The sequence below is a fragment of the Streptomyces olivochromogenes genome (genome assembly GCF_001514115.1).
In the GTDB taxonomy this organism is placed as follows: domain Bacteria; phylum Actinomycetota; class Actinomycetes; order Streptomycetales; family Streptomycetaceae; genus Streptomyces; species Streptomyces olivochromogenes.
The window spans coordinates 400,055-421,419 of sequence record NZ_KQ948456.1 but is presented as its reverse complement, the minus strand read 5'-3'; the positions used below and the strand labels follow the sequence as shown (position 1 = coordinate 421,419).

The following is a 21,365-nucleotide window of genomic DNA, read 5'->3' as shown; positions in this document are numbered from 1 at the left end:
TCAGTATGCACTCGATATATGTACTGAGTGAATAGTGATCGTCGAAAAATTCTCGCCCGAACAGAATGTGACCAGACGCACGTTGTCCGTCCGCATACGTCTGCCCCGGCGCCCGCTGGGTAGAGCTGCGATAACCCGCTTCCAGCCGTACGACGACAAGGAGACCCCCGTGGCCGCATCGGCACACCTTCTGCTCTCGGCCCTCTCCAAACGCCCGACGGAGCCCTCCGTCGAGCCCCACGTGTGCGTCTTCAGCGCCGAGGGCTCCTCCGCCGAACCCCCGCTGACCAGCGAACCTCCCCTGCCCGACGCCGAGCCGCTGACCAGCGAACCGCCGCTGGCCGACGCCGCGCACCTGACCAGCGAGCCCGTCTCCACCGGCGCCGCCACGGACATCTCGGGGGTATAGATGGCGCCTCGCCCGCCCGCGGACCCCTCGCCCGCCGGTTCCTCGCTGGCCGGCCCTCCCGACCCGCACGCACCGCTGGCGCGGCTCGCCGCACTGCACGGCGTCGCCACCTCCTACAGCCCCTCCCCGGACCGTACGGTCGCGGCCACGGACACCGCGGTGCTCGCGGCCCTGGCGGCGCTCGGCGTCGACGCGAGCACCCCGGACGCCGTCCGCGCGGCCCTCGCCGCCCGGGAGGCCGAGACACGGGAGCGGCTGCTGCCGCCCACGGTGGTGTGCTGGGGCGGCAGCCCGCCCGCCGCGCTCGCCGGACTGCCGACCGGCACCCGGCTGCGCATCACCACCGAACAGGGCGAGACCCGCGCCGCCGCCGAGCACCTCCCGCCCGGCGTCCACACCCTGCACGCCACCGCGCCCGACGGCCGCACCGCCGAGGCCCACCTCGTCGCCGCCCCCGCCCGGCTGCCCGCGCCGCCCGGACGCACGTACGGACTCCTCGTCCAGCTGTACTCCCTCCTCTCCCGGCGCTCCTGGGGCATGGGGGACCTCGGCGACCTCGCCGAACTCACCGCCTGGGCCGGCCGGGCGCTCGGTGCGGGATTCGTGCAGGTCAACCCCCTGCACGCGGCCGTACCCGGCACCCCCACCGACCCCTCCCCGTACCGGCCCTCCTCCCGCCGCTTCCCCGACCCGGTCCATCTGCGCGTCGAGGACATCCCCGAGTTCGCCTACGTCGACGACCCGGGCCGGGTCGGGGTGCTGCTGGAGCGCGCCGAGCGACTGCGCGCATCCGTGCTCGACAAGGGCGCGTTGATCGACCGCGACGCCGTGTGGGAGCTCAAGCGCGAAGCGCTGGAACTGGTGTGTCAAGTGCCGCTCGGGCCCGGCCGACGCGCCGCCTACGTCGACTTCCTCGCCGAGGAGGGCGAGGCGCTGGAGGACCACGCCACCTGGTACGCGCTCGCCGAGGCGTACGGCCCCGAGTGGCAGCGGTGGCCGGTGGGCCTGCGCGACCCGCGCTCACCCGAAACCACCCGCGCCCGCGGCGAGTTGATGGACCGCGTCGACTTCCACAGCCGCCTCGCCTGGCTCACCGACGCCCAACTCGCCACCGCCCAGCGCTCCGCGCGCGACGCCGGGATGGCGGTGGGCCTCGTGCACGACCTCGCGGTCGGAGTGCATCCCGGCGGAGCCGACGCCTGGGCGCAACAGGAGTACTTCGCGGCGGGCATGTCCGTCGGCGCGCCCCCGGACGCCTTCAACGCACGCGGCCAGGACTGGGGCCTGCCGCCCTGGCGCCCGGACCGCCTCGCCGCCTCGGGCTACGCCCCGTACCGCCGCCTTCTGCGCGCCCTCCTCCGGCACGCGGGCGCCCTGCGCATCGACCATGTGATGGGCCTGTTCCGGCTCTGGTGGGTGCCGCAGGGACAGCCGCCCACCGAGGGCACGTACGTCCGCTACGACGCCGAGGCGATGCTCGCGATCCTGACCCTGGAGGCCTCGCGGGCCGGGGCCCTGGTGATCGGCGAGGACCTCGGCACCGTCGAGCCCGGTGTACGCGAGACGCTGCACGAGCGCGGGGTGCTCGGCACCTCGGTGCTGTGGTTCGAACGCGACTGGGACGGCGACGGGAAGCCCCTGCCCCCCGAGCGCTGGCGCCCCGACTGCCTGGCCACCGCCACCACCCACGACCTGCCGCCCACCGCCTCCCGGCTCACCGGCGACCACGTCGAACTCCGCGACCGGCTCGGCCTGCTCACGGGCTCACTGGAGGACGAGCGGACCGCGGCCACGGCGGACACGGGGGAGTGGCTGGCGCTGCTCGCCCGCCTCGGACTGCTGCACGGGGCGGGCGACGCGGGTTCGGCGGTGTCGGAGGAGGCCGAGATCCAGGCCGTGCACCGCTTCCTGCTGCGCACCCCGGCCCGCATGATCGGCGTGTGGCTCCCGGACACGGTCGGGGACCGGCGACCGCAGAACCTGCCGGGCACGTGGGACCAGTACCCGAACTGGCGGCTGCCCATCGCCGACGCGGAAGGCCGCCCGGTGACCCTGGAGGAGCTGGCGGCCTCGCCCCGGCTGTACGCGCTGATCGACGTGCTGCGGGGACGGTCCGGGGATCGCGGCGGACGCGATGGCCGCGGACGCGATGGCCGCGCGAGCGATGACCAGGGGAGCGATGACCAGGGTGACGGCGGGAGTGCGCGTGGGCGTGATGGTGGGAGTGTGCGCGGGCGTGACGGAGGCGGGTGAGCGGGCCTGACCGGGGCGGGTGAGTGCGGGTGAGCGGGCGTGACCGGGGCAGGTGAGCGGGCGTCCGGGCGGGGGTGCGGCCTCCGTACGGCACCCCGGGCGCGCGACTCATTCAGGTGTTCGCTACGTTTGCACCGTGGACAAGAAGAACGCCCTGCGCGCCGGCGCCCTGGCTTCCGGTACGACGCTGATGATGCTGCTCATGTCGTCCCCCGCGCTCGCGCTGACCCGCGACGACGGTGACGACCCCGGCAAGGGCCTGAGCGTGATCGAAACGCTCGGCCTCTACGTCGTGACGCCGATCGTCCTGTTCCTGGTCATCGCGGGCCTCGTGATGGTCCTGGACAAGTCCGACAAGCAGCCGAAGCGGACCTGATTCCGGCTCGCTTCCTGGAGCCCCGGCCGCGCGCCGAGGCCTGAATCCTTCTCGATCGAGGGAGTCCGCGCACCCACCGGGTGCGGGGACTCCCTCGACGTGTTTTCGCAGTCCCCCGATTTTCGGAGTCCCCCGACGCGTTCTCGGGGGAGTCTCTTCGGGGCCCGTCACGGATGCGGCGCCGTGAGATACCGCTGCACCGTCGGCGCCAGCCACGCCACGACCTCCTCGCGGGGCAGCGCGACGGCGGGCGGGAATCGCAGGACGTAGCGGGCCATCGCCATGCCCAGCACCTGTGAGGAGGTCAGCGCGGCCCGGGCCGGTGCCTGCTCCGGGTCGGGGCACACGCGCAGCGCGACCGGCATGAGCTGGTCCCGGAAGATGGCCTGCATGCGCGCGGCGCCGTCCGGATTGGTCACGCCGACCCGGAGCAGCACGGTGAGGACCTCGTTCTCCTCCCAGAGGTCGAGGAAGTGGCCCACCAGGGTGCGGCCCACCTCGTGCGGGTCCAGCCCGTCCGGGTCCGGCAGTCGCAGGTCGACGTCGAGGACCGCGGCGAACAGTCCCTCCTTCGAGCCGTAGTACCGCATCACCATCGACGGATCGATCCGCGCGTCCTTGGCGATCGAGCGGATCGTGGCGCGCTCGTAGCCGTCGGCGGCGAAGCGTTCGCGCGCGGCGGTGAGGATCGCGGTGCGGGTGGTGTCCGAGCGGCGGGCCGCGGGGGCCGCGGCGGGTGCGGGGAATTCCTTGGCAGACATGCCAACAATCGTAGGCCAACAGTTGTTGACAGTCCAGAGCGGGCTCTCTATGTTGGTAAACAAGCGTTGGCCAACAAATGTCGACCAACGGGCGTTGGCATCAGGAGGCTGCCATGAACGACAAGACGAACGGCAAGGTGAACGGCACCACCGCGCCCCGGAACGTGATCGTCGTCGGCGCCGGCCCCACCGGCCTTCTGCTGGCCGGGGACCTCGCCGCCGCCGGTGTCCCCGTCACCCTCGTCGAGAAGCGCCCGCACGGGATCAGCAACCTCTCCCGTGCCTTCGTCCTGCACGCCCGCACCCTGGAGCAGCTCGACGCCCGCGGTCTCGCCGACGAGCTGGAGAGTCGCGGCCGGACCGTCGACCGCGTGCGCCTCTTCGACCGGCTCTCCGTCGCCCTCGATACGCTCCCCTCCCGCTTCAACCACCTGCTCGTGATCCCGCAGTACGAGGTGGAGCGGGCGTTGGAGCGGCGGGCGGTCGGGGCCGGGGTGCGGTTCGCGTACGAGACCGAGGTGACCGGCCTGCGCCAGGACGCGGCGGGCGTCACGCTCGAAGTCCGGGGTGCGGACGGGGAGGCGGGGGAGCTGGCGGCCGCGTACGTCGTCGGGGCGGACGGGATGCGCAGCGCGGTGCGTGAGGCGGTGGGGCTGCCGTTCCCCGGGAAGTCGGTCATCCGGTCCGTCGTCCTCGCCGACGTCCTGCTCGCCGAGGAGCCGGAGTCGATCCTCACCGCCAACGCCGTCGGCGACGCCTTCGCCTTCATGATCCCCTTCGGCGACGGCTACTACCGCGTGATCGGCTGGCACCGCGGCCGCGACGTCCCCGACAGCGCGCCGCTCGAACTCGACGAGGTCAAGGAGATCGTCCGGTTCTCCCTCGGCCGTGACTACGGCATGCACGACGCCCGCTGGATGTCCCGCTTCCACAGCGACGAGCGCCAGGCGCCCGCGTACCGGGTCGGGCGGGTCTTCCTCGCCGGTGACGCCGCCCATGTCCACGCCCCGGCCGGCGGGCAGGGCATGAACACCGGCCTCCAGGACGCGGCGAACCTCAGCTGGAAGCTCGCGCTGGTCGTCAACGGCCATGCGGACACGGGCTTGTTGGACACCTACCAGGCCGAGCGTCACCCCGTCGGCAAGGCGGTGCTGCGCAGCAGCGGCGGGATCGTCCGGCTCGCGATGGCCAAGCACCCCTGGACGCTGGCGCTGCGCTCCGCGTTCATCGCGGTCCTCAACGGCGTCGGCCCCGTGGGCCGCAAGGCGGCGGGCCAGATCACCGGCATCGGCTTCGCCTACCGGGCCCCGCGCGGCTCTCACGCCCTCGTCGGCACCCGGGTCCCTGATGTCGCGCTGAAGGACGGCCGCCTCTACGAGGCCCTGCGTGGCGGCCGGTTCGTCCTCGTCGCACCGGCGGCGGCCGTCCGGGCGTACGGCCTGGACGACCTCAAGGGTCGCAAGGACCGTCTCGCGGTGGAGAGTTGGGCGAGTGGCCGGCGTACGACCCTGCTGGTGCGGCCCGACGGATACGTGGCCTGGGCCGCCGAATCCCCCGACGCGGCGACCGTCGAGCGGGCGTTGGCGGCGGCGCTGGGCGGGGATCCGTCTTCGAACTGATCCTGCCCGGAGCGGGAATGACGCGAGGGTGACCGCCGCTTCGTGGAAGTGCCGGCATCTCGACACCGCGTCCGGTGCGGTATGTCACCGTGTGCGACGTTGAGTTGAACATGACCGATGGTAACGGTTTACGGTGATTGCGACCACGCGTTCGACACGATGCGTGACGGCGAGGGCGGGGTCGTCCTCGTGAGCAAGGACGGGAAGACGGTGGTTCCGACGAATTACAGGTACCGGCCGTGAGTGCGTTCCGGATGTACCTGAGAGTGGTCAGCGAGTCCCTGCAACCGGAGGAGATCTCCGTGCGGCTGGGGACCGGGCCCGACGAGGCGACCGCGATCGGCAGCCGCAGGCGCCCCCAGTCGCCGCCGCGCGCGCATGCGACCTGGATCCGGCACGTCTCGGCCGCGGGCGGGCCCGGGCGGCCTGAGGATCTCGAACCGGTGGTCCTCGGCTGGGGGCCGGAGTTCGCCGCGGCCCTGGGACGGCTGGCCGGCTCCGGAGACGCCGACGTCTCCCTGGTGGTCGTCCAGGAGCTCACCGATCCCGAGGACCCGCTGCAGAAGGGCATCTTCCTGGGCGCGGCCCTGCTGGCCTGGCTGGCCGAGGCCGGGGCGTCGCTGGACATCGATCAGTACGTGTACTACGACTGCGACGCCCAGCGGGGCGACGGCGACCCCGGCCAGTAGCGCTTCGTCAGGTTCTGCCGCCACTGGTCGATGTCTGGGCTTTCGGGTCGAGCCGCCCGACGCCGAGGACGGCCTGGGCGGCGGCACATGCCTGGATCTCAACCCGTGGGTTGAGGCGGAAACCCACCCTCGGCTCCACCCTGGAGCCGAGGTGGTTCCGCGTCGTGAAGCGCAAGCTCATGGGCATGACGACGACCGATTACGTGATCTCCGCGTCCCTCATCCTCCTCGTGATCCCGCAGATCCGAGGAGTCCGGCAGACGCTGCACAACACGCTGCTGCCGCTCGTGGCCGTCGCCGCCGCGGCCGCCTACTACCTCAAGTCCTTCCCGACCCAGGGGCACGACCTCGGACTCGACATCGCCGGTGTCGTCGCCGGCGCGGTGCTGGGCGTCGCCTGCGGCGCGGCCACCCGGCTGAGCCGCGCCTCGGACGGGATCGCGTTCGCCCGCGCCGGGGCACTCGCCGCGCTCCTGTGGATCGTCGGCATGGCCTCGCGCGCCGGATTCGAGTACTGGTCCACTCATGGCGGTTCCGGGAGCCTGGCGCGGTTCAGCCAGGACAACCTGATCACCGGTGCCGCCGCCTGGACCGCCGCGCTGCTGCTGATGGCACTGGCTCAGGTCCTGGGCAGGCTCGCCGTGATACGTGTCAGGTCGAGCCGGGTCGCCATGGCGGGCTGAGGCCCTCAGGGCCAGGCTCGGCCCGCCCGGCCGAGACCCTAGGCGCCGGTGCCCATCAGCAACTCGCGCAACAGGGCGGCCAGTTGACCGGCCCGTTCCTCGTCGAGGTGGGCCAGGGCCTCCGTCTGGACGGCGAGCCCCGCGCCGACGGCCTCGTCGATGAGCCGCAGCCCCTTGTCCGTGAGCGTCACCTGGAGTCCGCGCCGGTCGTGCGGGTCGGGGGAGCGCCGTAGCAGCCCCGCGCGTTCCAGCTTGTCCAGGCGCCCGGTCATTCCGCCGGTGGTGAGCATGAGCGTCGCCGAGAGCTGCCGGGGCGAGAGGGTGTACGGGTCGTCCGAGCGACGCAGGGTCGCGAGCACGTCGAACTCCCCGCGCGAGATCCCGTAGGGCGCGTACGCCTTCTCCATTCGGTCGCCCATCGTGCGGGCGAGCCGGAAGACGCGGCCGAAGACCTCCATCGCGGCGGTGTCGAGGTCCGGCCGGACGGTGGCCCACTGCTCGATGATCGCGTCGACGGGGTCCTGGGGCGTCTTCATGGGGGCGAGTATCTGCCGAGGGGTCGATTGCCTGCAAGAAAGTAGCTGACGAGGAAGTAGCTGGCGAGGGAGTTGCTTGGAGGCGAGTTGTTCAATGAGAAGTAGCTTGACTGGAAGTGGCTTACAGCTAAGCTACTTTCCATTGACCTACTTTGGAATCGGGTGCCCCCATGGCCGCGAACGTGAACCGTCCCGCCCTCATAGCCCTGACCGCACTGGCCCCCATCTCCTGGGGCAGCACCTACGCCGTCGCCACGGAGTTCCTCCCCGCCGACCGCCCCCTGTTCACCGGGGTGATGCGAGCCCTGCCCGCCGGGCTGTTGCTCCTCGCGCTGGCCCGGGTGCTGCCGCGCGGCGCCTGGTGGGGGAAGGCGGCGGTGCTGGGCGCGCTGAACATCGGCGCCTTCTTTCCGCTGCTGTTCCTCTCCGCGTACCGGCTGCCCGGCGGCATGGCGGCGGTCGTCGGCTCGGTCGGGCCGCTGTTCGTCGCGGGCCTCGCGGCGCTGCTGCTCGGTGACCGCCCGACCCTGCGGACGCTGCTCACCGGTATCGCCGCGGCCCTCGGTGTCAGCCTCGTCGTGCTGAAGGCGGCGGGCGCGCTGGACGCGGTGGGGGTCCTCGCGGCGCTCACCGCGACCGCGTCGATGTCCACCGGCACGGTGCTCACCAAGCGGTGGGGCCGGCCGGACGGGGTCGGTCCGTTGGCGCTCACCGCCTGGCAGTTGACGGCGGGCGGGCTGCTGATCGTTCCGGTCGCCCTCCTGGTCGAGGGCGCGCCGCCCGCGCTGGACGGCCGGGCGGTCGGTGGATACCTCTACCTCGCGTTGGCGAACACGGCGGTGGCGTACTGGCTCTGGTTCCGGGGCATCGGCCGGCTCAGCGCCACCCAGGTCACCTTCCTCGGCCCGCTGTCGCCGCTGACGGCGGCCGTCATCGGCTGGGCGGCACTGGGGCAGTCGCTGACGCCGGTGCAGGTGGCGGGGATGGTGCTGGCGTTCGGGGCGACGGTGTTCGGCCAGGTCGGGCCGCGTGGCGGGCGCCCGGCTCCCGCTGGATCGTTCAGTCCTTCTGAAAGAAATGGTCGAAAAGATTCGATGGACGTGACGATTCCCGCCTTGCGACGGTAGTCGGGCTCCGGGGACGCGGTCCCCGGTCGGCCCCGACCACCGAAAGGCAAGGGACATACGTGGCAGTCCTGGACCGGACACGCACACGCACGCACGGCGCCGCGGAGCTCGGGATCGTCCTGGCAGGGGTCGCCACCGTGGTCTGGTCCGGCAGCTTCGTCGTCTCGCGCGCGCTGCACGACAGCGTGCCGCCGGTGCAGCAGGCGCTGTGGCGCTGGGTGATCGCGTCGGCGGCGGTCACCCGTTCGCGGGGCGCGAGGCCGAGGCGGCGGAGGCGTACGAGCTGCTCGGCGCGGGCGTCGTGATGCGTGAACTCGCCGGTGACCGCCCGCACCGCCATGTGGTGGCGGCGGTGCGGCGCGGGGCGGAGGAGGGCGCGGCGGTGGGGCGGGTGCTGGAGGCTTTGCGGGAGGCGGCTGCGGGGCTGGGGGAGCGGCGATAACGTCACGTCGTCCGCGCGTGACGTAATTGCCCCGATGCCCCGATGCCCCGATGCCCCGATGCCCCGATGCCCCGATGCTCGGATTTCTGGAGGTTCCTGTGGTCGACGCCGTGTGTCCTGGCTGCGGGAAGCCGCTGGCCGGGCGGAGCGGGCGCAAGGGGCGGACTTCCGTGTACTGCTCGGCCGCCTGTCGGCAGAGGGCGTACCGGGAGCGGCGGGCGGCGCCCCCGGACACCGCCCAGGGGCTCATCGAGGAGGTCGGGCGGCAGGTCCGTGAGCTGGTCCCGGCGCCGCCCGCCGTCTTCTACTCCGGGGTGAGCGAGCTGGCCACCTCCGTGGGACGGTTGCGGCGCATCGCCCGGACGGCCCGCGACTCGGCAGATCCTGGTACGGAGGAGCCCGTCATGGACGAGCCCGGCGCGGCAGATTTCGTCACGACCGGCCCCGTTACGGAAGTGGCCCTCGCGGAGAGCGACTTCGCCGCGCTCGTCGAGTCGTACCGGCGCGAACTGCGCGTGCACTGCTACCGGATGTCGGGCTCGTACGACGATGCCGAGGACCTCGTGCAGGAGACGTTCCTGCGGGCCTGGCGGGCCCGGGACGGGTTCGCGGGGCGGGCGAGCGTACGGACGTGGCTGTACCGGATCGCCACCAACGCCTGCCTGGACTTCCAGCGGCGCACGGCGCGCCGCCCGCAGCGCTACGAGCCGCTGCCCGGGATGAACCACGGCGGCGCCGAGCCCCCGGCCCGCGTCACCTGGCTCCAGCCCTACCCCGACGACGACCTGCCCTCCACCGAGGAGCAGCCCGACGCGCTCGCCGTCTCCCGGGAGACCACGGAGCTCGTCTTCCTCGCCGCGATCCAGCATCTGCCGCCCCGCCAGCGCGCCGTCCTCGTCCTGCGCGACGTCCTGGGGCTGGCCGCCGCGGAGACCGCCGCGGTACTGGACATGACCGTCGCCTCGGTCAACAGCGCGCTGCAACGGGCCCGGCCCACCCTGCGCGACCACCTGCCCCGCCGCCGCGCCGACTGGACCGCGGAGGCGGACGTCCGCGAGCGCGAGATCCTGGCGCGTTACATGGCCGCCGCCGAACGCCTCGACCTCACCGAGGTCGCCACCCTGCTCAGCGAGGACATCACGCTCACCATGCCGCCGAACCCGTTCTGGTTCGTCGGCCGCGAGGCGCTCGTCGAGTTCCTGTCCGTCAGCCTCGACCCCGCCTCCCCGATGTTCCTCGGCCACTGGCGCCACCTGCCCGCCCGCGCCAACGGGCAGCTCGCCGCCGGGGGGTACGTCCGGCGCCCGGGTACGACCGTCTACCGCGCGCAGGTCCTCGACGTCCTCCGTATCGAGGGCGACCGGATCGTGGAGATCACCTCCTTCGAGCCGCATCTCTTCCCGGCGTTCGGACTGCCGCTGCGGCTGCCCGCCGACCGATGAGTGAGAGGCGGCGCGTACGTCTGCATGACCGACTCGTACGGCCGACTCGTACGGGCCGCTCCGACGACCCACCTCACGGAGGTTCACCATGCTGCTCACCGACAAGACCGCGGTCATCTACGGCGCCGGCGGATCCATCGGCGGCGCCGTCGCCCGTACCTTCGCCCGCGAGGGTGCCCACGTGCACCTCGTGGGGCGTACGGCGGCGACGCTCGACGCGGTGGCCAAGGACATCGAGGCGGAGGGCGGCCACGCCGGGACGGCGGTCGTCGACGCGCTCGACGAGGCGGCGGTCGAGGCGCACATCGCGTCGCTGGACGCCGTCGACATCTCCTTCAACCTCGTCACCCGTGGTGACGTGCAGGGTGCCTCGCTGCTCGACATGCCCGTCGACGACTTCGTACGCCCGGTCGTCACCGGTATCCGCGCCAACGTCGTCACCGCCCGCGCCGCCGCCCGCCGTATGGCCGAGCGGGGCTCCGGCGTGGTTCTCACGCTCAACAGCGGTTCGGCGCACGGCAGTCCGATGATGGGCGGAACGGGCCCGGCCGACGCGGCGATCGACACGCTGGTACGCAACCTGGCGATGGAACTGGGGCCGCGCGGGGTGCGGGCCGTGGGCCTGTGGGCGGCCGGCGTGCCCGAGACACTGACCCGCGAGAAGCTCGCCGCGGTCGACAGCGCCATGGCCCTCGACGAGAACGCACTCCAGGGCCTGCTCGCCAACCTGGCCGGAATGCGTATGACCCGCCGCAACCCCACCCTCCCCGAGATCGCCGCGACCGCCGCCTTCCTCGCCTCCGACCACGCGGGCGGCATCACCGGCACCTTCGTCAACGTCACCGGCGGGATGTTCCCGGGCTAGGACGACCGGCTGGGACGAGCGGCCAGGAGGACCGGCTAGGACGACCGACGGCCGCGGTGGTCGCGCCACCACGTGCGGGCCCACAGCACATGCACCCCGCCGAGCGCGACCACGACGGCCGTCGCGTCGAGGCGCACGGCGGCGGAGTGGCCGGGGCCCAGGTGCGCCACCGCGCGGGCGAACAGCGTGATGTCCGCGGGCAGGGTGACGGTCGCGAGGAAGGCGAGACACAGCGTGGTGCCGACGACGAGCACCACGCTGTACACGCGCACCGCCCGCCGTTCGTGGGCGGGGAGTTCGAGACTGGGGTCCGGGGCGGTGGTACGGCGCAGTGCCCGCCGTGCCGCGTACTTCGTGTACGCCACCCCGTCCCCGTACAGATCGCGGCAGCGCGTCAGGTCCTGGAGCACGAAGTACAGGTCCGTACGCATGAAGACCATGAGCTGGAAGGGGAGGGGGAGCAGGGCGAGCAGGGCGACGGCGGCCAGGATCCGGCGCGGGGTGCCGTGCGTGGCGCCCGCGGCGAGGGCGGCCAGGGAGGCGACGGTGAGGTTGGTCGCGATCCCGGCGAGGTAGGCGGTCAACCGGTGGCGGCGCGGGGCGAGTTCGATGCCGCTGATGTCCGTCTGCATGACCAGGAACTGCAGGCGCGTGCCGAGCCGCATCCGGCCGGGCACGCCGGTCGCCCGGGCGGTCACCAGGTGCGCGCACTCGTGGAGAAGCAGGAGCGTCCAGCCGAAGCCCGCGCCGAGCGCGATCACCGCGCTGCCGTGGGGGCTCCAGAGGAGGGTGCGGTAACTGAAGGGAACGGGTGGGCGGGTGAGCAGGGTGGTGGTGATCAGCAGGGCGATGAGGACGGGCAGGGCCGGACTGAGCACCCAGCGCACATGGCGGGGCCTGATCCGGGCGAGCGTCGGCTTCGGCGGGGGTGGCGAGGCCACCTCCCGTCCGTCCACCTCGGCGACGAACCCCAGGTCCACCAGCGCCTCGACGAAATCGGGTACGTCGATGTCGTCGCCGGTGGTCTCCCGCAGCCGTTCCTCGACCTCGGCGGTGCTCAGCCCCTGCCCGAGCAGGTCCAGCGCCTGCTTGCCGACCTCGGGCAGCGCGACGAACCGGCCCGTCGCCAGCCGGCCGACGATCCACTCGTCGCCGTCGGGGCGGGAGTCGAGGGTGTGCAGGCGCACGCGGCTCACGCGCGTTCCCCGGCCGCGCCGGTGGCTCCGCCCGCGCCGGTGGCCCCGTCGACAGGTCCGTCGCCGCACACCGGGCAGTCGGGCCGCCGGGGGGATCTCTGCAGCACCGGGTCGCCGGGCAGCATCAGGTTCATCCCGAAACGGAAGCCGGGGTCGAGCGCCGGGACGCCGGTCAGCAGGGCCAGGGCCGCGTGGGCGAGCAGTCCGCCGGACAGGCCCGCGGTGACCGCGGTCGCGGGGTTCCACGGCAGGTGCGGGGAGGCGACCCCGTCGTCCTGGCCGGGCGCCAGGCGCAGCTCGCGGCGGGCCACCTCACCGGCTCGCAGACACTCCCAGCAGGCACCCCGGCCGGGTACGTGGACCCCGGCCGTCACCAGGGGGCCGCGGTAGCCGGCGTCGACCCAGGGCAGGTCCGCGGCCAGACAGACACGGTTCGCCCAGCGGCGGATGTCGTCGGGACGGTCGGCGGCGAGGACGAGAAGGTCGTACGAGCCCCGCGACGGGTACGGGACTTCGGGTGCCCCGGCCTGTTTCGGATCGTTCGGGGCTTGGGGTGGTGCGGCCTGATTCGGTTCGTTCGGGGCTTGGGGCGTCCCGGCCCGTTTCGGTTCGCTCTGGGCTTCGGGTGCCCCGGTCCGTATCAGCTCCGCCAGGTCCGCCGGGTGTCGTATCTCCCGGCGCTCCCCGGTCACCGTCACGTCCGAGTTCAGCGCCCGCAGGGTGGCGAGCGCGGCCGTCACCTTCGGGCGGCCGAGGTCGGACTCGCGGAAGAGGGGCTGGCGGTTGAGGTTGGACAGCTCCACCACGTCCGGGTCCACGCAGTGCAGACGGCCGACCCCGGAGGCGACCAGGCTCTGCGCGGCGTACCCGCCCGTGCCGCCGACGCCGACCAGCAGCACCCGGGCCCGGCGCAGCCGGAGCTGGGCGTCCCAGGGGCTTGTGCGGGGTCCGAGGTCCATCCAGCGCAGCAGCGGCACCCCCCGGCTGTAGCGCAGCCGTTCCCGCTCGGACACCGGCACGGGCGCCGCCGCGTCCTCCACGAACCCGGCGTCGAGCAGGTCCGCCATCGCCTGCCGGGCGTCCTCGGCCGTGAGGTCGGGAAGTTCGGGATGCGCCCTCAGCACCTCGCCGACCACCGCCGACGGCTCCCGCGTTCCGTCCATCGTCTCGACCAGCGTCCAGACCCAGCCCTGCGGGTCCTCGATCTCGGCGCCGATGCCGTGGATGACGCTGCCGATGCGGACGTTGCCGTCGATCGTGCGGTACGGCCGGTGCTCGGGCTTGATCCGGGGCCTGCGGAGCGTGTCGACCGGCACCGTCACCAGGACCCCTTCCCGTTACAGGTACATGCCTTGACACTCTGGTCCCCCGAGTCGAGCCTTGACAAGACGCGGTCGGCGATCGCGCCCGCAACGCTCAACGTCCCTATTGACGAGAGGAGTTGGGGTGCCCACCAAGATTGTGATCCGCCCGTTGGACAAGAAGGAGACCACGGGCGACAGCAGCGGAGGCAACGGCGGCTGATCCGTTTCGCCGGACAGGTACTCGGCCACCGCAGAGCCCACACAGAGAGGGGGCCACATGGCCGCCAAGATCGTGATCCGTCCGCTGGACAAGAAGGAGACCACCGGGGACAGCAACGCGAACGGCACCTGACCGGAGCCCGGCATGCGGGGAACCCCGTATCCCACCCTCGGCGAGCTGCTGCGACGCGCTCGCGCGGCGGTGGCGGCACGGCCCGGTGCACTGCGGTTGCGTGCCGTCGGGACCTCGCGTGCCGGCCGGCCGCTGTGGCTGCTGTCGGCCGGACACGGCCCCCGGCACATCCTCACGGTCGCCGGCGCGCACGCCAACGAACCGGTGGGCGGGGTCACTTCGCTCTCCCTGGCCGAGAGGTTCGCGCGGGAGCCGGCGCTGCTCCAGGAGTCCGGCTGCACCTGGAACTTCCTGCTCTGCCTCGACCCCGACGGCGCGAGCCTCGCGGGGCGCTGGCTGACCGGGATGCCCGGCGAGCGGATGCCCGGCGAGGGGCTGCCCGGCGAGGGACGCGTCGCCGAGGCCTCGCCGACCCTCCGGGGTTACTACCGGCGCTTCTACCGGCCCGCCTTCGCCGCGCAGCCCGAGTTTCCGCCCGTCGCGAGTGACCCGCGTCCGGTGATGCCGGAGTCCGAGGCGCTGGTGCGGCTCATCGACGAACTACGCCCGGTCGTGCAGTTCTCGCTCCACGGCGTCGAAGTGGGCGGATCCTTTCTGCAGTTGACTCGCGCGGTGCCGGGGGCGGCGGCCGCCTACCGTCGGATCGCGGCGGACCTCGGCATTCCCCTGGAACACCGGCCGTTCGACGGCATGGGATGGCTGGCCGAGAGCCCGGGCGTGCTCGTCCTGCCGGACAGCAGCCCCACCGAGGAACGGGACCCCTCCGGCTTCACCTCCCAGGCGACCTGGCTGTACGCGATGCGGCACGGAACCGTGTCGGCGGTCGTCGAGGCGCCCTTCTGGAGCGTGGCGGGCGTCAGCGATCCACGGCCCGTCGCCGAGCCCCGGCGCGAGGTCGCGGAGGCGAGCGAGATCCTTCTCGGCCGGGCCAAACAACTGGAGGCGGTGGTGGGGGAGCTGGGACCCAGGTCACCGCAGACCCCCGACCAGATCGCCCACTTCACCGCCGCCCGTGAGCTCATGGACATCGGCCCCGGAGTCGTGGACACCTGGAACTCCGCCGAACTCGCCACCACCGTGGGCAACGCCGTCTCCCTCGGCGTCGCCGCCCGGCGCATCCCGCTGCGCGCGGCGGCCATGATGCGGCAGGCCCTGGGCGGCGCCCCCGCGCTGGACACCCTCGTGGAGGCCTGGGCCCGTGAACTGGCGAGCACCTTCGACGCCCGCTGGGTCCCCGTGACCGACCAGACCGAGCTCCAGACCCGCACGATGCTCGCACTCGCCCGCGCCCTGGTGTGACCCCGGGCGCCCCCACGCGCCCACACGCACGCACGCGCGCGCTCATGCGAAAGGGGGCTCCCGGCACGACGCCGGGAGCCCCCACTCACGTACGACCGACTACGCGGACGCCGCCGCCGCGTCCGCCGCCTGGGCCTTCAGCGCGCGCTCGATCCCGGAGCGGGACTCCGAGATCAGGCGCCGCAGGGCCGGGGCGGGCTCGGCCGAGGCCAGCCACGCGTCCGTCTTGGCGAGGGTCTCCTCGGAGACCTGGACGGACGGGTAGAGACCGACCACGATCTGCTGGGCGATCTCGTGCGAACGCGCGTCCCAGATGTCCTTCACCACGGAGAAGTACTTGTCCGTGAACGGGGCGAGCAGTTCGCGCTGGTCGGTCTGCGCGAAGCCGCCGATCACCGCTTCCTGCACGGCGTTCGGGAGCTTGTCGGACTCGACGACCGCGGCCCAGGCCTCCGCCTTCGCCTCCTCGGTGGGACGCGAGGCCCGCGCCGTCTCCGCGTGCCGCTCACCGGCCGCCGTCTTGTCGCGCTCCGCCTCGGCGCCGATCTCCGCCTCGTCGTAGCGCCCGACCGCCGCGAGCCGCTGGACGAACGCCCAGCGCAGCTCGGTGTCGACGGCGAGGCCCTCGATGGTCTCCCGGTCCTCCAGCAGGCCCTCCAGAAGGTCCAGCTGCTCCGGCGTACGGGCGGTCGTCGCGAAGGCACGCGCCCAGGCGAGCTGGTGGTCGCCGCCGGGCTCGGCGGCGCGCAGGTGCGCGAGCGTCGCGTCCGTCCAGCGGGTCAGCAGCGCCTCGCGGGCCGTCGGGTCGGCGTACAGCTCGATCGCCAGCTTCACCTGGCGCTGCAGCGACTGCACGACACCGATGTCGGACTCCTTGCCGATGCCCGACAGGACCAGGGACAGGTAGTCGCGGGTGGCGAGCTCACCGTCGCGGGTCATGTCCCAGGCCGAGGCCCAGCACAGGGCACGGGGCAGGGACGACTCGAAGTCGCCGAGGTGCTCGGTGACGAAGGCGAGCGAGTCCTCGTCGAGGCGGACCTTGGCGTACGACAGGTCGTCGTCGTTGAGCAGGAAGACCGCCGGGCGGCGCCCCCCGACCAGCTCCGGTACGGCCGTCAGCTCGCCGTCGACGTCCAGCTCGACGCGCTGGTCGCGCACCAGCCTGCCGCTGTCGTCGTCGAGGTTGTAGAGGCCGATCGCGATGCGGTGCGGGCGGAGGGTCGGCTCACCCTTGGCACCCTCCGGGAGCGCCGGAGCCTCCTGACGGATCGCGAAGGAGGTGATGACCCCGTTCGCGTCGGTCTCGATCTCCGGCCGCAGGATGTTGATGCCCGCGGTCTGGAGCCATTTCTCCGACCAGGTCTTCAGGTCGCGCCCGGAGGTCTCCTCCAGGGCGCCCAGCAGATCGCTCAGGCGCGTGTTGCCGTAGGCGTGCCGCTTGAAGTACGCCTGCACGCCCTTGAAGAACTCGTCCATGCCGACGTAGGCGACGAGCTGCTTCAGGACGCTCGCCCCCTTCGCGTACGTGATGCCGTCGAAGTTGACGAGGACGTCGTCCAGGTCGTTGATCTCGGCCATGATCGGGTGGGTGGAGGGCAGCTGGTCCTGCCGGTACGCCCACGTCTTCATGGAGTTGGCGAAGGTCGTCCAGGAGTGCGGCCAGCGCGACTGGGGGGCGTAGGCCTGGCAGGCCGCCTCGGCGTAGGTGGCGAACGACTCGTTCAGCCACAGGTCGTTCCACCACTCCATGGTGACCAGGTCGCCGAACCACATGTGGGCCAGCTCGTGCAGGATCGTGGCGGCCCGCAACTCGTACGCGGCGTCGGTCACCTTGGACCGGAACACGTACTGGTCGCGGATCGTCACCGCGCCCGCGTTCTCCATCGCGCCGGCGTTGAACTCCGGCACGAAGAGCTGGTCGTACTTCTTGAACGGGTACGCGTAGTCGAACTTCTCCTGGAACCACTCGAAGCCCTGCCGGGTGACCTCGAAGATCGCGTCCGAGTCGAGGAACTCGGCGAGTGAGGGCCGACAGTAGATGCCGAGCGGCACGCTCTGTCCGTCCTTCTCGTACACGCTGTGCACGGAGTGGTACGGCCCGACGATCAGCGCGGTGATGTACGTGGAGATCCGCGGCGTCGGCTCGAAGACCCAGGTGTCGTCCTTGGGCTCGGGCGTCGGGGAGTTGGAGATCACGGTCCAGCCGCTGGGCGCCTTCACGGTGAACTGGAAGGTGGCCTTCAGGTCGGGCTGCTCGAAGCTCGCGAACACCCGGCGCGCGTCCGGGACCTCGAACTGGGTGTAGAGGTAGGCCTGCTGGTCGACGGGGTCGACGAAGCGGTGCAGGCCCTCACCGGTGTTGGTGTACGCGCAGTCGGACACGACACGCAGGACGTTGCGGCCCTCCAGGAGCCCCGGAAGCGCGATCCGCGAGTCTTTGAAGACCTCGGCGGGATCGAGAGGGTCCCCGTTCAGGGTCACCTCGTGAACGGCGGGAGCCACCAGGTCGATGAAGGTCTCCGAGCCGCTCTCCTCGACGTCGAAGCGCACCGTGGTAACGGACCGGTAGGTGCCGCCCTCCTGCGCGCCCGAGAGGTCGAGATCGATCTCGTACGAGTCAACGGTGAGCAGCTTCGCCCGCTGCTGCGCCTCTTCGCGGGTCAGGTTTGTGCCAGGCACGCGGTCATCTCCTCGTTATGTGACGGTTGCGCCATCCTTCCATGGGACCTGCACGGATGCGATGTCCGTTTCCCGCCGGTGCCAGGCACACGCGGGCGCGAGCCTGGAGACATGACGACGTACACGGCGGACGCGACGACGTACACGGCACGTTCCATCGACCCGGCGGTCCTGAAGGATCTCCGCACAGCTGACGATGCGGACCGTCCGATGGTTCCCTTCGCGGACGAGGAGGGCGGCGCGCCGCTGCGCTGCTGTCTGCGGCGCAGCGAACCCGGCGAGCGGATCGCCCTCGTTTCCTACGCGCCCCTGCGCCGCTGGGCCGCCGGGACGGGCGTCGACCCGGGCGCGTACGACGAACAGGGCCCGGTCTTCATCCACGCCGACGACTGCCCGGGCCCCGACCTGCGCGGCCACCCCTTCCCGGGCGCTCACCGCACGGTCCGCCGCTACTCCGCCGAGGGCCACATCCTGGGCGGCCGTCTGGTCGGGAACCCCGAGGCCTTCGACGACGCCTTCGACGAGGCCTTCGCCGACCCGGAGGTGGCGCTCGTCCACGTACGGGCCGTGGAGTACGGGTGCTTCCTCTACGAGGTGCGGCGGGCGTGAGAAGGGGCGGTCACCGTGCGGTGACCGCCCCCGGGGCACGTGGTGCGGGCGTCAGCCCCTGAGCTCCGTCAGCCCTTGAGTTCCGCCGCCACCAGCTCCGCGATCTGGACCGCGTTCAGTGCGGCACCCTTGCGGAGGTTGTCGTTGGAGACGAAGAGGGCGAGACCGTGCTCGGCCGTCTCGTCGGCGCGGATGCGGCCCACGTAGGACGCGTCCTTGCCGGCGGCCTCGAGCGGGTTCGGGATCTCCGAGAGGGTGACGCCCGGGGCGCCGGCCAGCAGCTCGGTCGCGCGCTCCACGCTCAGCGGACGCGCGAAGCGGGCGTTCACCTGGAGGGAGTGGCCGCTGAACACCGGGACGCGGACACAGGTGCCGGAGACCTTGAGGGCGGGGATCTCCAGGATCTTGCGGGACTCGTTGCGGAGCTTCTGCTCCTCGTCCGTCTCGTGCAGACCGTCGTCGACGATCGATCCCGCGAGCGGGAGCACGTTGAAGGCGATGGGGCGCTTGTAGACCCCCGGCTCGGGGAAGTCGACCGCGCCGCCGTCATGGGTCAGCTTGTCGGCGTCCGCGGCGACCTTCAGTACCTGGCCGTGCAGCTCGGCCACGCCCGCGAGGCCGGAGCCGGACACCGCCTGGTACGTCGCGACGACCAGCGCCTCGAGCCCCGCCTCCTCGTGCAGCGGCTTCAGGACCGGCATCGCGGCCATCGTCGTGCAGTTCGGGTTGGCGATGATGCCCTTGGGGCGGTCGGCGATCGCGTGCGGGTTCACCTCGGACACCACCAGGGGCACCTGCGGGTCCTTGCGCCACGCGGAGGAGTTGTCGATCACGACCGCGCCCTGCGCGGCGACCTTCTCGGCCAGCGCCCTGGAGGTCGCGCCGCCCGCGGAGAACAGCACGATGTCCAGGCCGGAGTAGTCCGCCGTAGCCGCGTCCTCCACCGTGACACCGTCGAGCACCGTCCCGGCCGAACGCGCCGAGGCGAACAGCCGCAGCTCCTCGACCGGGAACTTCCGCTCGACGAGGATCCTGCGCATGACTGTGCCGACCTGACCGGTGGCTCCGACGATTCCGACCCTCACGGCGACTCCCTTAGCGTGCGTTCTACGTGGTCCAGCGCTTCCATCATGCGTCTCACCCGTCCCCGCGTGTCCAATCCTTTGCCCGTGCCGCCCGAGGAATGGGACACGTCCGCCGTTCGGCATTCCTGCGGCATCCGAAAGAAAACCGTCCACCGGCCGCCGGAGACCGCAAGCCGTACGGCATGGGCGTCCTCACCGGCCCCGGCCCGGTGTGACGTACGACTCTTTTGCGTGCGGCCGAACGTTTTGGCCCGCACCGGCGTCGTAGAGGAAACGCGGGAGGGGAGAGGCGGAGTGCTGCGCAGAAAGGCACGCCGGGTCCAGGGGGCGGACGATCCCCTGGACGCGGCCCAGGAACGCCGGGTGCGGGCGGTGCTCGCGCTCGGTGGCGTACCGCAGGCGGACCTGCCGGACGGGGTGCAGCAGGTCCGCCTGCGGTTGCTGGAACGCGCGGCGAAGGGGGACGAGGCGCCGCGTGACGTGTCCGCGTGGGCGGCGGTCGTCGCCTCGAACCTGGCGATGGACTGGCACCGGGCCAAGCGGCGCCAGGAGCGGCTCGGTGAACGGCTGGCCTCGCTGCGGCAGCCCGCGGACGCCCGTGACGAGGACTCCAGCGTGCTCTCGCTCGCCGTGGCGCGGGGTTTGGACGAGCTGCCCGACGCCCAGCGCCAGGTCCTCGTCCTGCGCTTCTACGCCGATCTGTCCGTGCGCGGGATCGCCGAGGAGCTCGGCATCCCGGAGGGCACGGTCAAGAGCAGGCTGCACTCGGCGGTCCGCGCCCTGCGCGCCCGCCTGCACGAGGACGAGGTGGTGTGACGTGGCCGAGTATGAGGGAGTGGACGCGCTGTTGGCCGCGATCACTGACGAGGCTCTGCCCGAAGGGGCCGGCGACGACCCGGAGTTCATGGCCGAGCACCGGTCGGCGGTGGCCGATGTGGCGCTGCTGCGGGAGCAGTTGGCGGTCATCGGGGACGCGCTGGCGGACCGTGAGGAGGAAGCGAAGCCGGTTCCGGTGCGGGCTCCCAGAAAGCGCACCCGCCGCCCCGAGGGCGCCCCCAGAAATCGCGGGCGCCGTCCCCTAGCTCTTGTGGTGGGCACCCTCGTCGTGGCCGCCGTGGCCGCGATGGTCGTCGGCATGGGCTGGATCCTCGCGCACAACGGGGCAGGCGTGTCGGAGACCAGCGGGGCCAAGGCGGCCGACAGCGGGAGCGCGGGCGACGGGGCCTCGCTCAGCGCCCCCGGCTATCTGGCCTGCGCCCGGCTCGTCGCGGAGGGCACGGTCGCCGACGTCGAGCCGCTCCCCGGCACCACGGAGAACCGGATCACCCTGCACGTGGACCGCTACTACAAGCCCGAGAAGGGGAAGGCCGAGGTCGTCCTCGTCCTGGACGAGGAGGTGGCTCCCCGGCCGCGCGAGGGCGAGCGGGTACTCGTCGCCCTCCAGGACGATCCGGCGACACCGACCGGCTGGACCACGGGGGAGAAGGCCATCGCCGACGAACGGGCGTGGATCGTGAAGGCGCTGCCCGCGTCCCGCACCCTCACGTGCCCGTGAAAAAGGCACGTGCCCGTGAAAAAGGCACGTGCCGGTGAAGAAGGCACGTGCCCGTGAAGAAGGGCGGGCGCCCGTTTCCGGACG

Annotated in this window: 20 protein-coding genes; 14 read left to right on the top strand and 6 right to left on the bottom strand. The window is 72.2% G+C overall.

Annotation, left to right across the window (positions count from 1 at the left end; genetic code table 11):
• The first annotated feature begins 169 nt into the window (after positions 1-169).
• The 3 genes from AQJ27_RS19570 to AQJ27_RS19560 all read left to right on the top strand — a co-directional run bounded on the left by AQJ27_RS19570 (position 170) and on the right by AQJ27_RS19560 (position 3,038).
• Positions 170-409 (top strand): hypothetical protein, encoded by a 240-nt coding sequence (locus AQJ27_RS19570; RefSeq protein ID WP_067370291.1) that lies wholly within the window; start codon positions 170-172, stop codon positions 407-409.
• On the top strand, positions 410-2,662 hold the full coding sequence (malQ, locus tag AQJ27_RS19565; protein ID WP_079065087.1) for a 4-alpha-glucanotransferase: 2,253 nt from the start codon (positions 410-412) through the stop codon (positions 2,660-2,662). It abuts the gene before it with no gap.
• A gap of 136 nt (positions 2,663-2,798) precedes the next feature.
• Positions 2,799-3,038 carry a hypothetical protein gene (locus AQJ27_RS19560; protein ID WP_054231770.1) on the top strand — a complete coding sequence of 80 codons (240 nt, stop codon included), beginning with the start codon at positions 2,799-2,801 and terminating at the stop codon, positions 3,036-3,038.
• 167 nt (positions 3,039-3,205) lie between these two features.
• Here AQJ27_RS19560 and AQJ27_RS19555 read toward each other — a convergent pair whose 3' ends face one another.
• Positions 3,206-3,799, bottom strand: a complete 594-nt coding sequence (locus tag AQJ27_RS19555; RefSeq protein ID WP_067370288.1) for a TetR/AcrR family transcriptional regulator — start codon at positions 3,797-3,799, stop codon at positions 3,206-3,208.
• Between the two features lie 113 nt (positions 3,800-3,912).
• Here AQJ27_RS19555 and AQJ27_RS19550 point away from each other — a divergent pair, with 113 nt between their 5' ends.
• The 3 genes from AQJ27_RS19550 (at position 3,913) to AQJ27_RS19540 (ending at position 6,790) form a co-directional block, all read left to right on the top strand.
• Positions 3,913-5,418, top strand: coding sequence for an FAD-dependent monooxygenase (locus AQJ27_RS19550; protein ID WP_067370285.1), 1,506 nt, complete (start codon positions 3,913-3,915; stop codon positions 5,416-5,418).
• Positions 5,419-5,657: 239 nt separating this feature from the next.
• Positions 5,658-6,107, top strand: a complete 450-nt coding sequence (locus AQJ27_RS19545) for a DUF4279 domain-containing protein (protein ID WP_067370282.1) — start codon at positions 5,658-5,660, stop codon at positions 6,105-6,107.
• A 185-nt stretch (positions 6,108-6,292) separates the two neighbouring features.
• A complete protein-coding gene (locus AQJ27_RS19540; RefSeq protein WP_067370629.1) occupies positions 6,293-6,790 on the top strand; it encodes a hypothetical protein in 498 nt (165 codons plus the stop codon).
• 38 nt (positions 6,791-6,828) lie between these two features.
• Here AQJ27_RS19540 and AQJ27_RS19535 read toward each other — a convergent pair whose 3' ends face one another.
• Positions 6,829-7,326 (bottom strand): MarR family winged helix-turn-helix transcriptional regulator, encoded by a 498-nt coding sequence (locus AQJ27_RS19535; protein ID WP_067370279.1) that lies wholly within the window; start codon positions 7,324-7,326, stop codon positions 6,829-6,831.
• Positions 7,327-7,496: 170 nt separating this feature from the next.
• On the opposite strand from AQJ27_RS19535, the gene AQJ27_RS19530 reads away from it, so the two are divergent.
• The 4 genes from AQJ27_RS19530 to AQJ27_RS19515 all read left to right on the top strand — a co-directional run bounded on the left by AQJ27_RS19530 (position 7,497) and on the right by AQJ27_RS19515 (position 11,202).
• Positions 7,497-8,453, top strand: coding sequence for an EamA family transporter (locus AQJ27_RS19530; RefSeq protein ID WP_067370277.1), 957 nt, complete (start codon positions 7,497-7,499; stop codon positions 8,451-8,453).
• A gap of 208 nt (positions 8,454-8,661) precedes the next feature.
• A complete protein-coding gene (locus AQJ27_RS60830; RefSeq protein WP_067370274.1) occupies positions 8,662-8,895 on the top strand; it encodes a hypothetical protein in 234 nt (77 codons plus the stop codon).
• A gap of 74 nt (positions 8,896-8,969) precedes the next feature.
• On the top strand, positions 8,970-10,337 hold the full coding sequence (locus AQJ27_RS19520; protein WP_067370270.1) for a sigma-70 family RNA polymerase sigma factor: 1,368 nt from the start codon (positions 8,970-8,972) through the stop codon (positions 10,335-10,337).
• 88 nt (positions 10,338-10,425) lie between these two features.
• Complete coding sequence (locus tag AQJ27_RS19515; RefSeq protein WP_067370267.1) at positions 10,426-11,202, top strand: SDR family NAD(P)-dependent oxidoreductase; 777 nt, start codon at positions 10,426-10,428, stop codon at positions 11,200-11,202.
• A gap of 35 nt (positions 11,203-11,237) precedes the next feature.
• Here AQJ27_RS19515 and AQJ27_RS19510 read toward each other — a convergent pair whose 3' ends face one another.
• Both AQJ27_RS19510 and AQJ27_RS19505 read right to left on the bottom strand, forming a co-directional pair.
• Positions 11,238-12,398 (bottom strand): hypothetical protein, encoded by a 1,161-nt coding sequence (locus AQJ27_RS19510; RefSeq protein ID WP_067370264.1) that lies wholly within the window; start codon positions 12,396-12,398, stop codon positions 11,238-11,240.
• Entirely contained in the window at positions 12,395-13,714 is a 1,320-nt protein-coding gene (locus tag AQJ27_RS19505; protein WP_067370625.1) for a HesA/MoeB/ThiF family protein, read from the bottom strand. The genes AQJ27_RS19510 and AQJ27_RS19505 overlap by 4 nt, the downstream gene beginning before the upstream one ends.
• A gap of 352 nt (positions 13,715-14,066) precedes the next feature.
• On the opposite strand from AQJ27_RS19505, the gene AQJ27_RS19500 reads away from it, so the two are divergent.
• Positions 14,067-15,353: a M14 family zinc carboxypeptidase gene (locus AQJ27_RS19500; RefSeq protein WP_067370260.1), complete on the top strand. Its 1,287-nt coding sequence runs from the start codon at positions 14,067-14,069 to the stop codon at positions 15,351-15,353.
• Between the two features lie 99 nt (positions 15,354-15,452).
• Here the strand turns inward: AQJ27_RS19500 and pepN are convergent, their stop codons facing one another.
• Entirely contained in the window at positions 15,453-18,032 is a 2,580-nt protein-coding gene (gene pepN, locus AQJ27_RS19495) for an aminopeptidase N (RefSeq protein WP_067370257.1), read from the bottom strand.
• 111 nt (positions 18,033-18,143) lie between these two features.
• On the opposite strand from pepN, the gene AQJ27_RS19490 reads away from it, so the two are divergent.
• A complete protein-coding gene (locus AQJ27_RS19490) occupies positions 18,144-18,641 on the top strand; it encodes a DUF1203 domain-containing protein (RefSeq protein ID WP_067370254.1) in 498 nt (165 codons plus the stop codon).
• Between the two features lie 68 nt (positions 18,642-18,709).
• Here AQJ27_RS19490 and AQJ27_RS19485 read toward each other — a convergent pair whose 3' ends face one another.
• Positions 18,710-19,726, bottom strand: coding sequence for an aspartate-semialdehyde dehydrogenase (locus AQJ27_RS19485; RefSeq protein WP_067370251.1), 1,017 nt, complete (start codon positions 19,724-19,726; stop codon positions 18,710-18,712).
• 294 nt (positions 19,727-20,020) lie between these two features.
• On the opposite strand from AQJ27_RS19485, the gene AQJ27_RS19480 reads away from it, so the two are divergent.
• A complete protein-coding gene (locus AQJ27_RS19480) occupies positions 20,021-20,542 on the top strand; it encodes a sigma-70 family RNA polymerase sigma factor (protein ID WP_054231760.1) in 522 nt (173 codons plus the stop codon).
• 1 nt (position 20,543) lies between these two features.
• Positions 20,544-21,281 (top strand): hypothetical protein, encoded by a 738-nt coding sequence (locus AQJ27_RS19475; RefSeq protein ID WP_067370249.1) that lies wholly within the window; start codon positions 20,544-20,546, stop codon positions 21,279-21,281.
• Positions 21,282-21,365: the final 84 nt, after the last annotated feature.

What these genes read in the sequence shown, in the direction of transcription:
- AQJ27_RS19535 (WP_067370279.1), bottom strand. Translation starts at nt 7,326, where the DNA reads ATGAAGACGCCCCAGGACCCCGTCGACGCGATCATCGAGCAGTGGGCC.
- AQJ27_RS19515 (WP_067370267.1), top strand. Translation starts at nt 10,426, where the DNA reads ATGCTGCTCACCGACAAGACCGCGGTCATCTACGGCGCCGGCGGATCC.
- AQJ27_RS19550 (WP_067370285.1), top strand. Translation starts at nt 3,913, where the DNA reads ATGAACGACAAGACGAACGGCAAGGTGAACGGCACCACCGCGCCCCGG.
- AQJ27_RS19540 (WP_067370629.1), top strand. Translation starts at nt 6,293, where the DNA reads ATGACGACGACCGATTACGTGATCTCCGCGTCCCTCATCCTCCTCGTG.
- AQJ27_RS19490 (WP_067370254.1), top strand. Translation starts at nt 18,144, where the DNA reads ATGACGACGTACACGGCGGACGCGACGACGTACACGGCACGTTCCATC.
- AQJ27_RS19530 (WP_067370277.1), top strand. Translation starts at nt 7,497, where the DNA reads ATGGCCGCGAACGTGAACCGTCCCGCCCTCATAGCCCTGACCGCACTG.
- AQJ27_RS19555 (WP_067370288.1), bottom strand. Translation starts at nt 3,799, where the DNA reads ATGTCTGCCAAGGAATTCCCCGCACCCGCCGCGGCCCCCGCGGCCCGC.
- malQ (WP_079065087.1), top strand. Translation starts at nt 410, where the DNA reads ATGGCGCCTCGCCCGCCCGCGGACCCCTCGCCCGCCGGTTCCTCGCTG.
- AQJ27_RS19500 (WP_067370260.1), top strand. Translation starts at nt 14,067, where the DNA reads ATGCGGGGAACCCCGTATCCCACCCTCGGCGAGCTGCTGCGACGCGCT.
- AQJ27_RS19520 (WP_067370270.1), top strand. Translation starts at nt 8,970, where the DNA reads ATGCTCGGATTTCTGGAGGTTCCTGTGGTCGACGCCGTGTGTCCTGGC.